This is a genomic window from Aeromonas sp. R2-2 (assembly GCF_040908355.1).
GTDB lineage: Bacteria > Pseudomonadota > Gammaproteobacteria > Enterobacterales > Aeromonadaceae > Aeromonas > Aeromonas veronii.
In genome coordinates this window covers 137608-153026 of the sequence record NZ_JBFODQ010000031.1, presented here as the reverse complement: position 1 = coordinate 153026, position 15419 = coordinate 137608, and the positions used below count along the sequence as shown (strand labels likewise).

Here is a 15419-nt window from a genome sequence, read left to right as displayed (position 1 = left end):
CGAGTCCCGTCCGCTCCGCCACTAATTTGAAGGCCTTCCCGATTGGGAAGGCCTTTTTGCTATGGGCGACTTTGTCCATAAGACCCACAGATTTGCATACCAGAACGAACGTCAAAGCCCAGTCTCACGACCGGGCTTTTGTGTTTTTAGCTTGTTAAACCAGCCAATGGCTCGTTTTTACCTGTCGGAAGGATGGCCAGATAGCCGGTTATGTCCACCATTTTCTGGCTATATCCGAGCCTTATCAGCCATTTGAGCGAGTTTACAGGCGGCCAAATCAGCCTTCTGCCGCCTGCTGGTTGCAGGGAAGTTCCATATTGACCACCCCCTCTTCCATTTGCACGTCGATCTTAAAGCCCAGCAGCTTGGCTAGGTTGGGAATACCGAGATTGCCGGATTAATCAGGTACCGTTTAAGCAAATAGGCCTTCCCGACGGAAAGGCCTATTTGTTTTATCTATCAGCTGATTACCATCACTAGGTCGATTTATCAGGGCTTCTCTTTGTTGCCAATGCTCAGGCCGAGCTTGATGGAGAGGGCCGCCAGTAACAGCAGCATCATGATCAGGGAGAAGAAGTTGCTGCCAAGCTCCGGGTATTGCACCTTGAGCAGCGCGGAGTGGCCGAAGACACCGATAAAGAAGCAGAGCAGGGTGCAGATGGGAGTGTTGCCCACCATGGGTTCATGGCGATAGTGCTGGAACAGCTGATAGGCCGCCAGCCAGAGGGTAATCAGCGGGAAGAAGGAGAAAGGCACGACCGAGTTGGTCAGCACGGCCAGAGAAGCATCGCCACAGATACCAATCAGCATGGCCATGGCAAGCGGTTTTTTCGGGATCATAAGCTGTTCAGGCATGTCGTTCTCCATCCTGTGGTCATGGGTGAGGTTCACGGCGCTTCTGGTTTTGTACCTCGGCGCCCATGGCGATCATCCGCAGTTGGCGAATTGTTCGGTCGGAGAGTGCCCGGCACTCTTCGCTGGTCATGTCGAGCGCATCGGCACCGGCACTGAAGACGATGGTAACCATGGCTTCTGCCTGGATGTAGGCATCTTCCCGTGGTGCTTCGGTGGTGGCTTCCAGATAATCGGTTAGCTCGGCAATGAAGTGCTGGATTTCGCGAGCCACCGCCTGACGAAAGGCGGCCGAGGTGCCGGAGCGTTCCCGTAGCAGCAGCCGAAAGATGTTGGGGTTGTTCTCGACGAACTCCATAAAGGTTTGCACCGAGGTGCTGATGACACTGCCACCACCGGCAATGCGCTGGCGTGCCTGTCGCATCAGTTGGCGCAGGGTAAGACCTCCTTCGTCAACCAGGGTCAGGCCCAGTTCCTCCATATCGCGAAAGTGGCGATAGAAAGAAGTAGGAGCGATACCCGCTTCACGAGCGACTTCCCGCAGGCTGAGATTGGAGAAACTCCGATTGGCGCACAGTTGGCTGAATGCAGCATCGATCAATGTACGCCGAGTTTTTTCTTTTTGTTGAGCGCGAATACCCACGAAATCAGTCACCTTCAGCTTATTGAGGCCAAATGATAACCCGAAGGCGCCTCAGGATCAGGTTTGTATCCTACTTTTTTACCATTGACCGTGAGGAAATCACCATAGAAAATGGCTAACAGCTGTTCGCTGAAAGGATGCAATGAGATGGCCAGACCCCCCATTATTTTCACCAATACCCTGCTGTTCTCCCTCTCCGGGATAGTGGCGTTGATTGTCGTGCCCTGGTACGGCGTGAGCCACGGTTACGATCTCTGGCAGTGGGCCAGTTTCCTGTTGTTGTTCTGCCTTAGTGGTCTCTCCATCACCGCAGGCTATCACCGGCTCTGGTCGCACAAGGCCTACAAGGCGCACCTCGCTTTGCAGTGGTTGTTTGCCATCGGCGGTGCGTTGGCGCTACAGAATTCGGCCCTGCACTGGTCGGCCGATCACCGCCGTCACCATCGTCATGTGGATGACAACGATAAAGACCCCTACAGCGCGGGGCGCGGCTTCTGGTATTCCCACATCGGCTGGATGTTGCGGGAGCATCAAGGAGATCGCTATGGTGATTACAGCAATGTGCGTGACCTGCAAAACAACCCGGTGGTCGCGTTTCAGCACCGTCACTATCTGACGCTGGCGCTGGCGGCTAATCTGGGGCTGCCGCTGCTGCTTGGCCTGTGGCACGGGGACTTGCTCGGCATGTTGCTGTTGGCGGGCGTGCTGAGAATGGTGATGACTCACCACACCACCTTCTTCATCAATTCGCTGGCCCACATCTGGGGCAGTCAGCCCTATACCGACCGCAATACCGCTCGCGATAACGGCATCCTGGCTTTTTTCACCTTTGGCGAGGGGTACCACAACTTTCACCACCTGTTCGAGAATGACTACCGCAACGGCATTCACTGGTGGCAGTTCGATCCGACCAAGTGGTTGATCCGGCTCGCCTCTTGGTGTGGTCTGGCGGGGGATCTCAGATCCTCGCCGGAGGAGCGTATCGAACAGGCCCGGCTGCAGATGCAGCTGAAACGGGCACAAGCCAAGTTGCGCAAGCAGGAAGATCGCGAACTGTGGCAGGCGCTGCTGCAGGAGGAGTACGACAAGCTGAGCCAGCAGTTGCAACACTATTATGCCAGTCGCAAGCGGCTGCTGGAGCTGCGCAAGCGCAAGGCGCTGGCGCGCTATGACCATCTCAAGCTGCAACTGGAGTATCGGGCCCTGCGGGACGGCTTCATCGCTGGTAAACGCAACTGGAGTCGCCTGCTGGCAGGCATTGCATGATGCCTTGCCGAGGTATCACACAGACTAAAAGAGAAGACCGCCTGCTGGCGGTCTTCTCTTTGGTATGCATGTTTGAACGGGCTAGTTGGTTTGGCTCTGCTGTTGCTGCAACTGATCCAGTGCCTGTTGCTCCTGCTGGCTGAGACCCAGTTGTTCGCAGGCCTGCTCAAAGCTGATCCCCAGATGGCACATCATGATATCGATGGCGGGCAGATAGTTCTTCATAGCTTCTTCCATGGTGATCCTCCAGACCCGTCACTTATGCCCTGAACTACTCGGGGCGGCAATTAGACTTTAGGCTTAGTCTGTCCATTTGATCAGCACCCCTGCCACTGGGGGAGGGAATTTGTTACCCTGCACCATGATAAAAAAGGTTGCCGTATGACTGCGAGCAACAGGTGAGGAGCAGGGCATGTTATTGAGTTTCTTGATCATCGCTTCAGGTTGGTGGCACATCCGTGCTGCCTACGGTTCAGACAGCCGCCAGTTCTATATCAGCAAGCCGCTGACCATGCTGCTTATCATCGCGTTGGCGTTCGGCTACCAGAGTTATGACCACGATGGTTCACACGCCTGGATCCTGCTCGGCCTCTGCCTCTCGCTGGCGGGCGATGTGCTGCTGATGTTGCCAAGCGATCGCTTCATTCAGGGGTTGGCGGCATTTCTTGTCGCGCATCTCTGCTATATCGTCGGTTTTGCTCAGGGGCCGTTGTTGCTCAATCTGGTGGATGGTTTGCTGCTGTTGCTGATCGCCGGCATGGTATTCGGCCTGTTGTGGGGCAAGCTTGGGGAGATGCGGATCCCGGTCTTCTGCTACATGCTGGTGATCATTGGCATGGCCTGGGTGGCCGCCGGTGCCTGGCACGCCTCTCTCACTGCTGGTTCTGCCGCCGCTCTGGTGGGGGCGCTGATGTTCCTCTTCTCCGACAGCATGCTGGCGCTCGATCGCTTCCGCTGCCCCTTTCCCCACGCCCGCGCCTGGGTGATGAGTAGCTACTTTGCGGCGCAATTCCTGATTGCGGGGTCGCTGGCGGGATAACGCCATGCGGTTGAGTACAGGCAACAGATAACGAAAAACGGGCGCTTGCCCGTTTTTCGTTTTATGCCCGGCGTTTTTCACGCCTCTAGCGGTTCGGCATCTGCTGCCCGTGGGGCGGGGGATTTGAGCAACAGCATCAGTGCGCTGGCGATCAGCAGGAAGATCCCCATGATGTAGAACACCTGGTTGTAGGCCATGATGGCCGCTTCCCGGTTGATGGTATTGGCCAGCATGGCGTGGGCTTGCTGCTGGGCAATCTCGGGGCCTGAACCCTGCGCCATCATGCTCTGGGCCAGCTGCAGCAGATAGCTCTGCCCCTCGATACTGCTGGCGGCCAGAGTGCTGCCAATCTGCAGCACATGGGTGCGGGTATCGTTATCGAGCATGGTCGCGATGATGGCGATACCGAACGCACCACCGAGGTTGCGCAGCACGTTGAGCAGGGTCGAGGAGGAGGGGATCTCGTCGTGGCTCAGGCTGGCGGTGGCGACCAGGGAGAGCGGCACCATGATAAAGGGCTGCCCCAGCGCCCGCACGATAAGCGACTGGATCAGCTGCGGCCCGGCGTAGTCGGCACTCATGTTGACGTTCATAAAGCAGCTGACGGCGAAGATCAGGAAGCCGAAGCTCACCAGATAGCGCGGGTCTATCTTGTGGGTCAGCCTGGGCACCAGCGGTAGCACCAGCAGTTGCGGTAGTCCCATCCACATCAGGACTTCGCCGATCTCCAGCGCGTTGTAGTTGTGGATCTGGGTCATGTAGAGCGGCAGCACATAGATGGATCCCATCAACGCCATGCCGAGGATCAGATAGGCGAAGCAGGCCAGCGCGAAGCGCGGGTTGTGCAGCAGCCGCAGATTGACCAGCGGGTGACGGCGGATCAGCTGGCTGATGACGAAGAACACCAGCGCCACCGCCGAAATGACTGCCAGTCGCACGATGAAGCTTGAGCCGAACCAGTCCTCCCGGTTGCCCTCCTCCAGTACCACCTCCAGCAAGCCGAGGCCAAGCGCCATGGTGACAATCCCGATGAGGTCTACCCGCTTGATCACGGCCCAGTCAACCGGTTTTTTATCAAGCCCGTGGGCCAGCATAGCCATCACCAGCAGTCCCGGTGGCACGTTGAGATAGAAGATGTAGTGCCACGACATCTGCTCGGTGAGCCAGCCGCCGAGGGTCGGACCGATGGCGGGGGCGAAGGTGGCGCAGAGGCCAAACAGGGCCATGCCGGTGGCCCGCTTCTGTAGCGGTAACAGGGTGACGATGAGGGAAAAGGCCATCGGGATCAGCGCCCCGCCGGTGAAGCCCTGCAGCGCCCGGAAGGCGATCATGCTGGTGAGGTTCCAGCTGAACGAGCAGAGCACGGAGGCAGCGATAAAGGCGCCGGTGGTCCAGAGCAGGTAGCGGCGCACACTCAGCCCCCGGCTCAACCAGCCGCTCAGGGGGATGGCGATCATCTCCGCCACCAGATAGGAGGTGGAGATCCAGGAGCTCTCGCTCAGGGTGGCCGACAGGGCCCCCTGAATGTCCTTCAGGGAGGCATTGGTGATCTGGATATCGAGGATGGCCATAAAGGCGCCGATAAGGCCCCCCATGACCGCGATCCAGTTGCGACGTGGAATGGGTTCCATCAGTTGGCAGCCACCACGGGATCAGGAGTGCGGGTATCCACGATCACTTCGGTCGAGAGACCCGGCAGCAGCTTGCCTGCCAGCGGGCCCGGCTCGGGGATGCGGATCTTCACCGGTACCCGCTGCACGATTTTGGTGAAGTTGCCGGTGGCATTCTCCGGTGGCAGCAGGGCGAACTTGGCGCCGGTGGCTGGGGCCAGGCTGTCGATGACCCCCTCGACCGGTTGATCCGGGTAGGCATCGAGCACCACTTCGACCTTCTGGCCCGGCTGCATATGGGCGAGCTGGGTCTCCTTGAAGTTAGCCTCGACCCACACCTGCTGCAGCGGCACCAGGCTGGCGACCTGCATGCCGGACTGGACGTAGAGTCCTTCCCGCAGGCTGCGCTTGCCGATGATGCCATCGGCCGGCGCCCGCAGCTCGGTATAACCTAGCTCCAGCTTGGCCTGCTCCAGTTGTGCTTCGCTCAATGCCAGCTTGGCCAGATTCTGTTTGCGCTCGGCATCCAGTACCAGCAGTCGTTCACGGGCCGCCTGCAGGGCGGCTTGGGCCTCCCGGGCTTGCGCCTGATTGACCTGCAGGCCGGCCCGCACCTCGTCCAGACTGTCTTGCGAGCTGTAGTGGCGCTGGTTGAGCTGACTGATCCGGTTGACCTGCTGGCTGGCGCGCAGCTGTTCGGCATTGGCGGAGGCGACCTTGGCCTCGGCCTGCTGGATCAGGCTCAGTTGTTGGGTGCGGGTGGCAGCCAGATTTTCGGCCGTCGCCTGATTGAGGCGCAGGTCGGCTTCCGCTTCCGCGACCCTGGTCTTGTATTCGCGATCATCGAGCCGGGCGATCAGCTGGCCCGCTTTGACCGGCTGGTTGTCGGTAACCAGTACTTCGCGGATATAGCCGGGCAGCTTGGAGCTGATCCCGGTCACTTCACTTTGCAGATAGGCGTTGTCGGTGCTTTCAAAATAGCGGCCGTGAAGATACCAGTAACCGGCGAACAGCAGACCGAGCAGCGCCAATATCATGGCTGCCAGCAGGGGAATTTTCTTGTGTTGACTCATTTTTGTGATTCCTGAACTTAAGGGGCGCAGGCTAACACTGGTCAACTGTTTCGATTAGTATTGGTTCACGAGATATACAGTTTCACTGGTGCAACAATGGATCTCAATGCCGCGTTAATTCTGGTGCGTATCGTCGACAAGGGCTCATTTACGGGGGCCGCCCGCGAGCTGGGGATGACCAAGGCGATGGTCAGCCGCCGCATCGCCGAACTGGAACAGCGGCTCGGAGTGCGTCTGCTCTATCGCTCCACCCGTCAGCTCACCTTGACCGAGGAGGGGGAGAAGTACTACCTGCACTGCAGCAAGGCGGTCGATGCCCTGACCGAAGCCGAGCTGATGCTGAGCGCCAGCCAGCAGGAGGTGACCGGCACCCTCAAACTGGCGGTGCCCATCGAGACGGGGCAACTGGTGGTCGGGCGCTTGGTCGCCAAGTTTTTGCAGGCCTATCCCGCCCTGCAGGTGGAGCTGGAGCTGACCAACCGGGTGGTGGACCCCATCAGCGAAGGGCTGGATGCGGTGGTGCGGATTGGCGACATGAGCGACTCCAATCTGGCGGCGCGCCGACTCTGGAGCACCGGGAGGCTGCTCTGTGCCAGCCCGGACTATCTGGCCCGCAGCCCGGTCATCGAGCGGCCGGAGGATCTGGCTAACCTCGAGCGGGTGACGGTGAGCAGCGGGTTTCTTGCCTCTCACTGGTGCTTCGAGCTGGATGGTAGAGAGGTGCTGGTTGACCCCCCATCCCGTTTTCGGGTCAATAATATTACCTGTGCCCGGGAGGCTGCGAAGGCGGGGCTGGGGTTGGCCTCGTTACCCGCTATGCTCTGTCAGGATGAGCTGGCCAGCGGCGAATTGGTGATCCTGCTGCCAGAGTGGCAGCAACCCAGGGTGCCGATTTATTTGCTGTTTCCGGAGCGGCAACTGATGCCGCGCAAGTTGCGGGCATTCATCGATTTCATGATTGAGAACGGCGCCGAGTTTGGCATCGACAAGTTGTTGTAAGGGGGAGCTATGGATAACTGGATCAATCTCTATCGCGCCTCACACACCCTGGAGGCGCACGCGTTGAAAGGGGCGCTGGAGGCGGAAGGGGTGCTGGTGCGCCTCAATGGCGAGGGGCTGTCTGGCGCCCTTGGCGAGCTGCCGGTCGACATGTTGCAGGTGACCCTGATGGTGCGGGCCGAGGATCGCAGCAAGGCAGGACGGGTCATCGAGCGTTACCAGCAGCGTCAGGGTAACGGCTGGCTGTGCGGCCAGTGCGGGGAGGAGAACGGCGCCAACTTCGATGTCTGCTGGCGCTGTCATCACGATCCCCACGACAGCTGATCTTTCTTCCGCTAGCGCGGCGGGAACTCGATATCTTCTCCTGCGCTGGCATCGTGATAGGTCGCCAGATCCAGTTCGTTTTCGCTGCGGGCGATTAGCACCGACACCAGAATATCCCCCGAAACATTGACCGTGGTGCGCGCCATGTCGAGGATCCGGTCAATGCCCGCAATCAGTGCCACCCCTTCCAGCGGCAAGCCCACCGCCGTCAGGGTCAGGGTCAGCAGCATCAATCCGGTGCCCGGGGTGCCTGCGGTGCCGATACTGGCCAGGGTGGCGATGCTGATGATGGTCAGATAATCGACCATGTGCAGATCCACCCCGAATGCCTGAGCCACGAACAGCGCAGTCACTCCCTGATAGAGGGCGGTGCCATCCATGTTGATGGTGGCGCCGATGGGCAGCACCTTGGCTGTGATGGCGGGAGAGACTCCCAGCCGCTTCTCGGCGCAGGCCAGACTGATGGGCAGGGTGGAGTTACTGGAGCTGCTGGTGAAGGCCACCGCCTGAGCGTCAACGATGCTCTTGAAGTAGTGCAGCGGATTGAGCCGTGCCAGCAGGAGCAGCAGGGTGCTGTAGACCCCGAGCACGTGCAGCAGGCAGCCGAGGTAGACGGCGCCGATCACCTTGAGCAGCGGCAGCAGCAGGTCGAGACCGTACTTGCCGGTCATCCAGGCCATCAGGGCGCAGACACCGTAAGGGGCGAGCGCCATCACCATCTGGGTCAGTTTGAACATCCCCTCGGCCAGCGATGTGAAGAAGAGGATGGCGGGACGGCCACGGCGACCGCTGGCATTGAGGGCGACCGCCAGCGCCACCGCAAAGACGATCACTTGCAGGATCTTGCCATCCACCATCGCCTGTACCGGGTTGCTCGGTACCAGATGGCTCAGCACGCTGGCCAGGGTTGGTGGTTCCGACATACCGACCCGATCATAGGGGCCCATGTCGGCACCCATGCCGGGTTCCAGCAGCCAGCCCATCATCAGGCCGATGCAGATGGCGATGGCGGTCGAACAGAAGTAGAGGCAGATCGCCTTGCTGCCGATGCGATCGAGGGCCTTGCCCTTGAGCAGCGAGGTGAGACCGGCGATGACCGAGCAGAAAATGAGGGGCACCATCAGCATCTGGATGGTGTTGACGAACAGGACGCCAAGGGGCTTGAGCAACAGGGCTTGCTCTTCAAAGCCGACGCCCAGACCCACCCCTGTCAGCATGCCGATCAGGGTCTTGAGCCAGAGTGGTCGGCGGGTCCAGATCTGCCAGGGCTTGAGAGCCTCTCCATGGAACAGCATGACGCCAATATCCTTATACATTGTCTGCGATGGCCAAAAAGGGGCGCCAGTGTAGCGATCCCTGACGCGGGTTGCCACATTATCGACAAAGCGGTGGCGGTGACCACTCCCCTGACCAGGAAATGCGCAATTTATTGGCCTATATCAAGATCCCTCCGGACGGGGAGATATTTAATTGGCATTAAATATGTTCATTATTGAGGTGAGAGATGTCGCAATCGGTTCATGGTCACGAAGTGATGGAGATGATGTTGGCACAAGGGGGGCAATTTACCCGTGCCAGCCTGAAACAGGCGATGGCCGAACGGTTCGGTGCCGAGGCCCGTTTTCATACCTGCAGCGCCAGCGAGATGGATGCGGAAGCGCTGATCGACTTTCTGGCTGCTCGCGGCAAATTCATCGACTCGGCCGAGGGTTTCCAGACCCGTGCCGACAAGATCTGCAACCACGGTTAATCCCGCTGCGAGCGCATCATGGCGCTCGCTCAATTCTTCGCCCTTTGCTATATTTCGCCCCCTCTCTTTTCCCTATTCAGGGCGTAGCCCGGGCGTTGTATGGATACTTTCTCTGCCGCAGTCATGCTGTTTCTGATCATGGACCCGCTGGGCAACCTGCCGGTCTTCCTCTCTATCCTGCGTCATATCGATCCCAAGCGCCGCCGCAAGGTGATGGTGCGCGAGCTGCTCTTCTCGCTGGCCATCATGATGCTGTTCCTGTTCGTCGGTCAGCAGATCCTCGGTTTCCTCAACCTGCGGCAGGAGGCGGTCAGCATTGCTGGGGGCATTATCCTGTTCCTGATCGCCATCAAGATGATCTTCCCGAGTGAGGGGGGCGTGACCGGGCTGGCGGCGGGCGAGGAGCCCTTCCTGGTGCCGATGGCGATCCCGATGATCGCCGGTCCTTCTATCTTGGCTTCTTTGATGCTGCTGGCCAATCAGGAGCCGGCCCGGATGGTGGACTGGTCGCTGGCGCTCTTTATGGCCTGGGCCGCCAGCGCGGTGATCCTGATGTTCTACGAGGTATTCAACAAGCTGCTGGGTGAGCGGGGACTCACTGCGGTGGAGCGGTTGATGGGCATGCTGCTGGTGATGATCTCGGTTCAGATGTTGCTGGACGGGGTACATCACTATCTGGCGGTGACCGGTCAGGGCTGACCGGTTTACATACCGAAATAAATGAAACGGGGCTACGCAGAGCCCCGTTCTTTTTTTCCTGCCGAGAGGGCGTGCCGTCACCCGTGAGTGGTCGCAGCGGGTTCCAGTTTGCTCATGATGAGGGAGAGCAACAATTCCCGCAGCCAGCGGTGGCCCGGATCCTCGCTGTGACGCTGATGCCAGATGAGCAGATGGGAGATGCTGTCCAACCCGATGGGCAGCGGCAACTGCAACAGCGGATAGACCTGGGTGGCGTGGCGGGCGTAGAGCCTGGAGAGGGTCACTATCATGTCGGAGTGCATCCCCATCCGCAGCGCCGCCTCGAAGGAGGGCACGGTTGCCTCGATACGCCGGTAGAGATCCTGCTCTGCCAGCTTGTGATCCAGCATCCAGCGGTCCCGTCCCTCGCAGTAAGTCTGCACATGGGGATAACTGAGGTAGTGCTCCAGATTCCAGTTGGGCTCTCGCAGCGCGGGGTGGTGCTGCTGCACCAGACAGGTGAGATCATCGACCGCCAGCACTCGCTGACAGATGCTGTCGGGCAGGGTATCGAGCCGATAATCGGAGCTGATGCAGTTCTCCCGCACCGCGAAGGCGATGTCCACCTGTCCCTGACTCATCTCGGTCAGACTGTTCTCGGTCCACTCCTCGTAACGCAAGCGGATCCTTGGTGCCTGCCGCTTCAGCTCGCTCAGGTAGAGCGGGGCAAACAGGGTGAAGGCGCTGTCCATGCTGGCGATGACGAACTCCCGCTCCGAGCTGGCGGGGTCGAACTCGGGCGGCTGGATCAGGTTATCCAGCGACAGCAGGATGGGTTGCAACTGCTGTTGCAGCGCAAGGGCGCGGCCGGTGGGTTCCAGCCCGTAGGCAGAGCGGATGAAGAGGGGATCATTGAAGGTATCGCGCAGACGGCCGAGGGCTTTGCTGACGGCGGACTGGCTCAGATGAAGGCGGCGTGCCGCCTTGCTGCCGTTGCGCTCCTCCAGCAGCACCTGCAGGATAATCAGCAAATTGAGGTCGATGCGACCCAGTTGTTCCAGCAGCATGATATGAATCCTCTTCAATTCTAAGATGAATTTATACCATTTGTTTTCATATCTTGGCGATCTTATCCTCGAATGGTCTCAGGTTCGCATGAACCACTGGTACAGGATGTAGCGGTTGAGGGGACATGTAGCACAATCAATATGGCGACCTTTGGGTCGCCCTATTTTTTGGCTATGATTTATTTGCTCACTTGCACCTGCCTTGATTTTGCCCAACAATCCCTGCGCTCTATTTTGATACAAGTAACAGATATCTCTTTGTGAGGGAGTATCCCTATGGGACTCGGTGGAATTCATATCTGGCATATGTTGATCCTCTTGCTGGTCGTTGTGCTGGTCTTCGGCAGCAAGCGTCTTGCCAGTGCAGGTGAGGATCTGGGTACCGCCATCAAAGATTTTCGCAAGGCGATGCGTGACGACGCAAATCATCCGAAATAAGCAGTAGGAGTAGAAAATGTCTGTAGACGAGAAAGTTGAACTGAACGAAACCTGTGACAGCTGTGGCTGTTTTGCCGAGATCGGCACCATCATCGGCGAAGGCGACGATGTGATGGATCTGGTGATTGAAGCCGCTGCCGAGGCTGATGCCCGCGCCAAGCTGGCTGCCTATGAAGCACTGGCCAAACAGGTCACTGCCGAAGCTCAAGTGAGCAGCGAACTGACCCAGGGCGCCAACGGCGTGATCCTGAAAGCCCGCCTGCAATTCACCTGCACCGCCGAAAAACTGATTTTCGAAATGCGGGCCCGCTCTATCTGAGTTGTCTGATAACGCGGCAGGTTTGCCTGCCGTGTTGACCCTTCTGCTGTGGGTCGGCGTTCTATAGTTACTCTATCCCACAGACGTTTTTGCCCGGCGCGAGTCGGCCAACAGAAGGCGTAAACATCATGACGCAGCGATGGATCTCTGCCCCCAATCCCACCCTCTATCGTGATCCGAGCTGCCAACAGGCAGCAGGCGTGACCTCAGCACAGGGGCAGCCATCGTGATGCAACGCTGGATCTGGGCGCTGCTGGCCCTCTGCTGTTTTCCCCTGCTGGCGGCTGAACTCAAGCCACAGCGTCTGCCCCAACCCGGGGACCTCGAAAGCATTCTGCAAAAGCGCGAACTCAGGGCGCTGGTGGTCTATGAGCGCGGCTTCTACTTTCTCGATCGCGGCGCCCAGTACGGCATTCTGGTCAATCAGCTGCAAGGGTTCGAACGCTGGCTGAACAAGACCTATCTCGCCAAAGAGAAGGTCAAACTCAAGGTGGTCTACATCCCGGTGCGTCAGGACAAGCTGCTGGACTATCTGACCGAGGGGCGTGGCGATCTGGTGGCGGCGACCATGACGGTGACTCCGACCCGGCGTGAACAGGTGGCCTTCTCCCGGCCGCTCATTTCATCCATAGAGGAGTGGGTGGTGAGCCAGCAGAGCCTGCCCGCCTTCAGCCGCATTACCCAGCTCTCCGGCAGGCGGGTCTGGGTGCGGGCCAGCTCCAGCTACTACGAGAGCCTGCGTCAGCTCAACTGGCTGTTTCGCGAGCTGGGGCTGCCCCCCGTCTATATCGAGACGGTGCCCGAATATCTGCAGGATGGCGATCTGCTGGAGATGGTGGCCGCAGGTATTATTCCCCTGACGGTGACCGACAGCTACAAGGGGCGGATCTGGCTGGGTGGCATGATCTCCGGCCTCAAGGCCCACAAGCTGATCCCCCTGCGCAGCAACGGCACCAGCGCCTGGGCGCTGCGCAAGAACAGCCCCGAGCTGCTCAAGGCGGTCAATGGTTATCTGGCGAGTGTCAGCCGCAACAGCCTTTACAGTGACATGACCCTGCGCCGGTTGCTGGTTCGCAGCGATCAGATGAGCAATATCCTGGCGCCGGACCCCATGGGGCGCCTCGCGAACATTCGCAAGGTGCTGGAGAAGTACGCCAATCAATACGATCTCGACTGGCTGATGCTGGCGGCGCTTGGCTACAAGGAGTCCGGCCTCAATCCCAAGGCGCGCTCGCCCAAGGGGGCCGTGGGCCTCATGCAGCTGCTACCCAGTACGGGGCGGGAGGTCGGCATCAACGGCGCCAGACTCACCACGCTGGAGGGCAATGTGGAGGCCGCCTGCCGCTACATGCGGTTGATCCTCGATACCTACTTCAATGATCCCAAGCTGGATCGGCTCAACCGCCACCTGTTTGCCCTCGCCGCCTACAACGCCGGGCCGAACCGGGTGCAGGCGCTGCGAGGCAAGGCGGAGAAACTGGGGCTCGATCCCAACGTCTGGTTCGGCAACGTGGATCAGTTGGTGGCCAACGAAGTCGGACAGGGGCCGATCAACTATGTCGGCACCATCTACAAGTACTACGTAGCCTATCGTTTCAGCCTGCCCCAGATCGAGGGCAAGGCTGCCGCTATCGAAGCGGCTCAGCCCTGAGCCGGTTGACCGGCAGGGTCGCCTGCACGGTCGGCAATTGCCAGCCACCGTCCCTGTGTTGCAAAAACCAGTGGGCGGGGTCGGTGGCCGGGATGAGATCTGGCTGGCTGAGCTGGCCCAGATAGCGCAACATCGGGGTATCATGCAGTTCCATCAGCAACTCCTTTTGAATATGTGAAGAGGCTCGCCAGCGTTATGACACCCGGCCATGACAGCAGGATGACACCATGATCCCCGGATCCTTTGCCCTGATCGATGATCCCCTGCTGGCGCTCAAGGTGCGTTGCCACTGGATCCGCCATGCCCGAGAGCGGATCCAGGCGCAGTACTACAGCTGGGAGGAGGACAGCAGCGGCAAGCTGCTGCTGAGCGAGCTGCTTCACGCCGCCCGGCGCGGCGTCAAGGTGCAGCTGCTGGTGGATGATCTCTATGCCGGTGACAACCGCTTTCTGGAGATGGTGGCTCACTACCCCGGGATCGAAGTGCGGCTGTTCAACCCCTTCTGGCTGCGGGGCTGGCGCCCGCTGGCACTGCTGCTGGAGGGACTGCTCAGCTTTCGCCGCATCAACCACCGGATGCACAACAAACTGCTGCTGGTGGATGGCAAGCTGGCGCTGATCGGCGGGCGCAACATAGGCGATCGCTACTTCGGTCTGGATCTGCAAGCGCCCTTCGTGGATCTCGATCTCGCCTGTCAGGGGGGACTGTGCCAGCAGATGGCGCAGGGGTTCGAGCAGTTCTGGCACAGCCGCTGGAGTCACCCCATCCGCCATCTGCTGCGCCGCGAGCTGCTGCCCGCCGAAATAGAGGTGGTCAACGACTTCTTGTTCACCATGACGGATCCGGCGGTGGCCACGGTTTACGATCTGCCCGCGGCGCTGTTTGACGAGCGCGATTTGCCGCTGCAATGGCATGAGGGGCGGGCCGAGGTGTGGTTCGACCGTCCCGGCAAGGGGCTGATCTCCCGCCCCACCACTGCCCGCCAGCTTTGGCGCCAGCTGGCTGACAATCCCGGCTCACTGGGGTTGGTGACCCCTTACCTCATTCTGACCCGCGGGTTCCGGCACCGTCTGGCGCGGCTGCGCCAGCAGGGGGTCGCCATCGACATTCTCACCAACTCGCTGGCCAGCACCGATGTGCCACTGGTCTATGGTGCCTATCAGCATTATCTCGGCTGGTTGCTGCGGCGCGGGATCCGGGTCGCCGAGTTTGACCATGGCCACGGCAGCCTGCACGCCAAGTTGATCCTGCTGGGAGAGGAGCGGGCGCTGTTTGGCAGCCTCAACCTCGATCCCCGCTCGCTGTTTCTCAATACCGAGCTGATGCTGCATCTACACTGCCCGCCGATCTGCGAGGCGCTGCGAACGTGGCTGGCTCGCTGGCAGGAGCAGGCGGGTGGATTGCCGCGCAAACCCGAGGGGTGGTCAAGGCGACTGATAGCCCGCCTGAGCGACTGGTTGCCACTGCGGCGTTGGCTGTGAGGCGGCCATTTTTTGTGCGAGATCTCGCAAAGCCGTGTAAGCCATTGCTGATGCCCTTTGCGGGTGAATAACCATGCATGAATCTATCTTACTGTTTTATAACAATTTAGTGGTGATGATAAGGCTGTTTTTTGTACTCTGATGTGAATGGAATCAGCATAAAAACGTTTTTTATTTTGTTTTTATGCGTAATATTTCAGTTGCAAGGACAAACACGGTGGCTTGTCTG

General features: G+C 59.4%; 18 protein-coding genes. 10 read left to right on the top strand and 8 right to left on the bottom strand.

Annotated features, from left to right (window positions below):
* Positions 1-489: 489 nt before the first annotated feature.
* Positions 490-855 (bottom strand): YijD family membrane protein, encoded by a 366-nt coding sequence (locus AB5Z09_RS06400; protein WP_368194878.1) that lies wholly within the window; start codon positions 853-855, stop codon positions 490-492.
* Between the two features lie 19 nt (positions 856-874).
* Entirely contained in the window at positions 875-1495 is a 621-nt protein-coding gene (gene fabR / locus AB5Z09_RS06395) for an HTH-type transcriptional repressor FabR (protein ID WP_005339921.1), read from the bottom strand.
* A gap of 147 nt (positions 1496-1642) precedes the next feature.
* On the opposite strand from fabR, the gene AB5Z09_RS06390 reads away from it, so the two are divergent.
* Positions 1643-2761: a fatty acid desaturase gene (locus AB5Z09_RS06390; protein WP_368194877.1), complete on the top strand. Its 1119-nt coding sequence runs from the start codon at positions 1643-1645 to the stop codon at positions 2759-2761.
* A gap of 81 nt (positions 2762-2842) precedes the next feature.
* Here AB5Z09_RS06390 and AB5Z09_RS06385 read toward each other — a convergent pair whose 3' ends face one another.
* Positions 2843-2998, bottom strand: a complete 156-nt coding sequence (locus AB5Z09_RS06385; protein WP_159158034.1) for a hypothetical protein — start codon at positions 2996-2998, stop codon at positions 2843-2845.
* A 175-nt stretch (positions 2999-3173) separates the two neighbouring features.
* On the opposite strand from AB5Z09_RS06385, the gene AB5Z09_RS06380 reads away from it, so the two are divergent.
* Complete coding sequence (locus AB5Z09_RS06380) at positions 3174-3800, top strand: lysoplasmalogenase (RefSeq protein WP_107682255.1); 627 nt, start codon at positions 3174-3176, stop codon at positions 3798-3800.
* Between the two features lie 77 nt (positions 3801-3877).
* Here AB5Z09_RS06380 and AB5Z09_RS06375 read toward each other — a convergent pair whose 3' ends face one another.
* Positions 3878-5431 carry a DHA2 family efflux MFS transporter permease subunit gene (locus AB5Z09_RS06375; protein WP_368194876.1) on the bottom strand — a complete coding sequence of 518 codons (1554 nt, stop codon included), beginning with the start codon at positions 5429-5431 and terminating at the stop codon, positions 3878-3880.
* Positions 5431-6483 carry an HlyD family secretion protein gene (locus AB5Z09_RS06370; RefSeq protein ID WP_368192580.1) on the bottom strand — a complete coding sequence of 351 codons (1053 nt, stop codon included), beginning with the start codon at positions 6481-6483 and terminating at the stop codon, positions 5431-5433. Before AB5Z09_RS06370 ends, AB5Z09_RS06375 begins: the two co-directional genes overlap by 1 nt.
* 96 nt (positions 6484-6579) lie before the next feature.
* Between AB5Z09_RS06370 and AB5Z09_RS06365 the strand changes: the two genes are divergently transcribed.
* On the top strand, positions 6580-7482 hold the full coding sequence (locus AB5Z09_RS06365) for a LysR family transcriptional regulator (protein WP_157161571.1): 903 nt from the start codon (positions 6580-6582) through the stop codon (positions 7480-7482).
* 9 nt (positions 7483-7491) lie between these two features.
* Complete coding sequence (locus AB5Z09_RS06360) at positions 7492-7806, top strand: DUF2007 domain-containing protein (RefSeq protein WP_005339933.1); 315 nt, start codon at positions 7492-7494, stop codon at positions 7804-7806.
* 11 nt (positions 7807-7817) lie between these two features.
* Here the strand turns inward: AB5Z09_RS06360 and AB5Z09_RS06355 are convergent, their stop codons facing one another.
* Positions 7818-9101 carry a dicarboxylate/amino acid:cation symporter gene (locus AB5Z09_RS06355; RefSeq protein WP_216954768.1) on the bottom strand — a complete coding sequence of 428 codons (1284 nt, stop codon included), beginning with the start codon at positions 9099-9101 and terminating at the stop codon, positions 7818-7820.
* A 209-nt stretch (positions 9102-9310) separates the two neighbouring features.
* Between AB5Z09_RS06355 and AB5Z09_RS06350 the strand changes: the two genes are divergently transcribed.
* Together AB5Z09_RS06350 and AB5Z09_RS06345 are read left to right on the top strand one after the other, a co-directional pair.
* Positions 9311-9556, top strand: a complete 246-nt coding sequence (locus AB5Z09_RS06350; RefSeq protein ID WP_005357633.1) for a YecH family metal-binding protein — start codon at positions 9311-9313, stop codon at positions 9554-9556.
* Between the two features lie 99 nt (positions 9557-9655).
* A complete protein-coding gene (locus tag AB5Z09_RS06345) occupies positions 9656-10255 on the top strand; it encodes a YhgN family NAAT transporter (RefSeq protein ID WP_041202392.1) in 600 nt (199 codons plus the stop codon).
* Positions 10256-10332: 77 nt separating this feature from the next.
* Here the strand turns inward: AB5Z09_RS06345 and AB5Z09_RS06340 are convergent, their stop codons facing one another.
* The gene (locus AB5Z09_RS06340; protein ID WP_005357635.1) at positions 10333-11301 is read right to left on the bottom strand and encodes a LysR family transcriptional regulator; all 969 of its coding nucleotides are present in this window, start codon (positions 11299-11301) and stop codon (positions 10333-10335) included.
* Positions 11302-11577: 276 nt separating this feature from the next.
* On the opposite strand from AB5Z09_RS06340, the gene tatA reads away from it, so the two are divergent.
* From tatA to AB5Z09_RS06325, 3 genes are all read left to right on the top strand, one after another.
* A complete protein-coding gene (gene tatA, locus AB5Z09_RS06335; protein WP_005339944.1) occupies positions 11578-11739 on the top strand; it encodes a twin-arginine translocase TatA/TatE family subunit in 162 nt (53 codons plus the stop codon).
* Positions 11740-11755: 16 nt separating this feature from the next.
* Positions 11756-12058 carry a YfcZ/YiiS family protein gene (locus AB5Z09_RS06330; RefSeq protein WP_005339945.1) on the top strand — a complete coding sequence of 101 codons (303 nt, stop codon included), beginning with the start codon at positions 11756-11758 and terminating at the stop codon, positions 12056-12058.
* A gap of 229 nt (positions 12059-12287) precedes the next feature.
* Positions 12288-13709, top strand: a complete 1422-nt coding sequence (locus AB5Z09_RS06325; protein WP_216954769.1) for a lytic transglycosylase F — start codon at positions 12288-12290, stop codon at positions 13707-13709.
* Here the strand turns inward: AB5Z09_RS06325 and AB5Z09_RS06320 are convergent.
* Positions 13687-13863 carry a hypothetical protein gene (locus AB5Z09_RS06320; RefSeq protein ID WP_216954770.1) on the bottom strand — a complete coding sequence of 59 codons (177 nt, stop codon included), beginning with the start codon at positions 13861-13863 and terminating at the stop codon, positions 13687-13689. The two genes, AB5Z09_RS06325 and AB5Z09_RS06320, sit on opposite strands and share 23 nt — an antisense overlap.
* Before the next feature lie 73 nt (positions 13864-13936).
* Between AB5Z09_RS06320 and AB5Z09_RS06315 the strand changes: the two genes are divergently transcribed.
* Positions 13937-15190, top strand: coding sequence for a phosphatidylserine/phosphatidylglycerophosphate/cardiolipin synthase family protein (locus AB5Z09_RS06315; RefSeq protein WP_368194875.1), 1254 nt, complete (start codon positions 13937-13939; stop codon positions 15188-15190).
* Positions 15191-15419 lie beyond the last annotated feature (229 nt).

What these genes read in the sequence shown, in the direction of transcription:
- AB5Z09_RS06385 (WP_159158034.1), bottom strand. Translation starts at nt 2,998, where the DNA reads ATGGAAGAAGCTATGAAGAACTATCTGCCCGCCATCGATATCATGATG.
- AB5Z09_RS06365 (WP_157161571.1), top strand. Translation starts at nt 6,580, where the DNA reads ATGGATCTCAATGCCGCGTTAATTCTGGTGCGTATCGTCGACAAGGGC.
- AB5Z09_RS06360 (WP_005339933.1), top strand. Translation starts at nt 7,492, where the DNA reads ATGGATAACTGGATCAATCTCTATCGCGCCTCACACACCCTGGAGGCG.
- AB5Z09_RS06355 (WP_216954768.1), bottom strand. Translation starts at nt 9,101, where the DNA reads ATGCTGTTCCATGGAGAGGCTCTCAAGCCCTGGCAGATCTGGACCCGC.
- AB5Z09_RS06375 (WP_368194876.1), bottom strand. Translation starts at nt 5,431, where the DNA reads ATGGAACCCATTCCACGTCGCAACTGGATCGCGGTCATGGGGGGCCTT.
- AB5Z09_RS06320 (WP_216954770.1), bottom strand. Translation starts at nt 13,863, where the DNA reads ATGGAACTGCATGATACCCCGATGTTGCGCTATCTGGGCCAGCTCAGC.
- AB5Z09_RS06350 (WP_005357633.1), top strand. Translation starts at nt 9,311, where the DNA reads ATGTCGCAATCGGTTCATGGTCACGAAGTGATGGAGATGATGTTGGCA.
- AB5Z09_RS06345 (WP_041202392.1), top strand. Translation starts at nt 9,656, where the DNA reads ATGGATACTTTCTCTGCCGCAGTCATGCTGTTTCTGATCATGGACCCG.
- tatA (WP_005339944.1), top strand. Translation starts at nt 11,578, where the DNA reads ATGGGACTCGGTGGAATTCATATCTGGCATATGTTGATCCTCTTGCTG.
- AB5Z09_RS06325 (WP_216954769.1), top strand. Translation starts at nt 12,288, where the DNA reads ATGCAACGCTGGATCTGGGCGCTGCTGGCCCTCTGCTGTTTTCCCCTG.
- AB5Z09_RS06340 (WP_005357635.1), bottom strand. Translation starts at nt 11,301, where the DNA reads ATGCTGCTGGAACAACTGGGTCGCATCGACCTCAATTTGCTGATTATC.
- AB5Z09_RS06370 (WP_368192580.1), bottom strand. Translation starts at nt 6,483, where the DNA reads ATGAGTCAACACAAGAAAATTCCCCTGCTGGCAGCCATGATATTGGCG.
- AB5Z09_RS06380 (WP_107682255.1), top strand. Translation starts at nt 3,174, where the DNA reads ATGTTATTGAGTTTCTTGATCATCGCTTCAGGTTGGTGGCACATCCGT.
- AB5Z09_RS06330 (WP_005339945.1), top strand. Translation starts at nt 11,756, where the DNA reads ATGTCTGTAGACGAGAAAGTTGAACTGAACGAAACCTGTGACAGCTGT.
- AB5Z09_RS06400 (WP_368194878.1), bottom strand. Translation starts at nt 855, where the DNA reads ATGCCTGAACAGCTTATGATCCCGAAAAAACCGCTTGCCATGGCCATG.
- AB5Z09_RS06315 (WP_368194875.1), top strand. Translation starts at nt 13,937, where the DNA reads ATGATCCCCGGATCCTTTGCCCTGATCGATGATCCCCTGCTGGCGCTC.
- AB5Z09_RS06390 (WP_368194877.1), top strand. Translation starts at nt 1,643, where the DNA reads ATGGCCAGACCCCCCATTATTTTCACCAATACCCTGCTGTTCTCCCTC.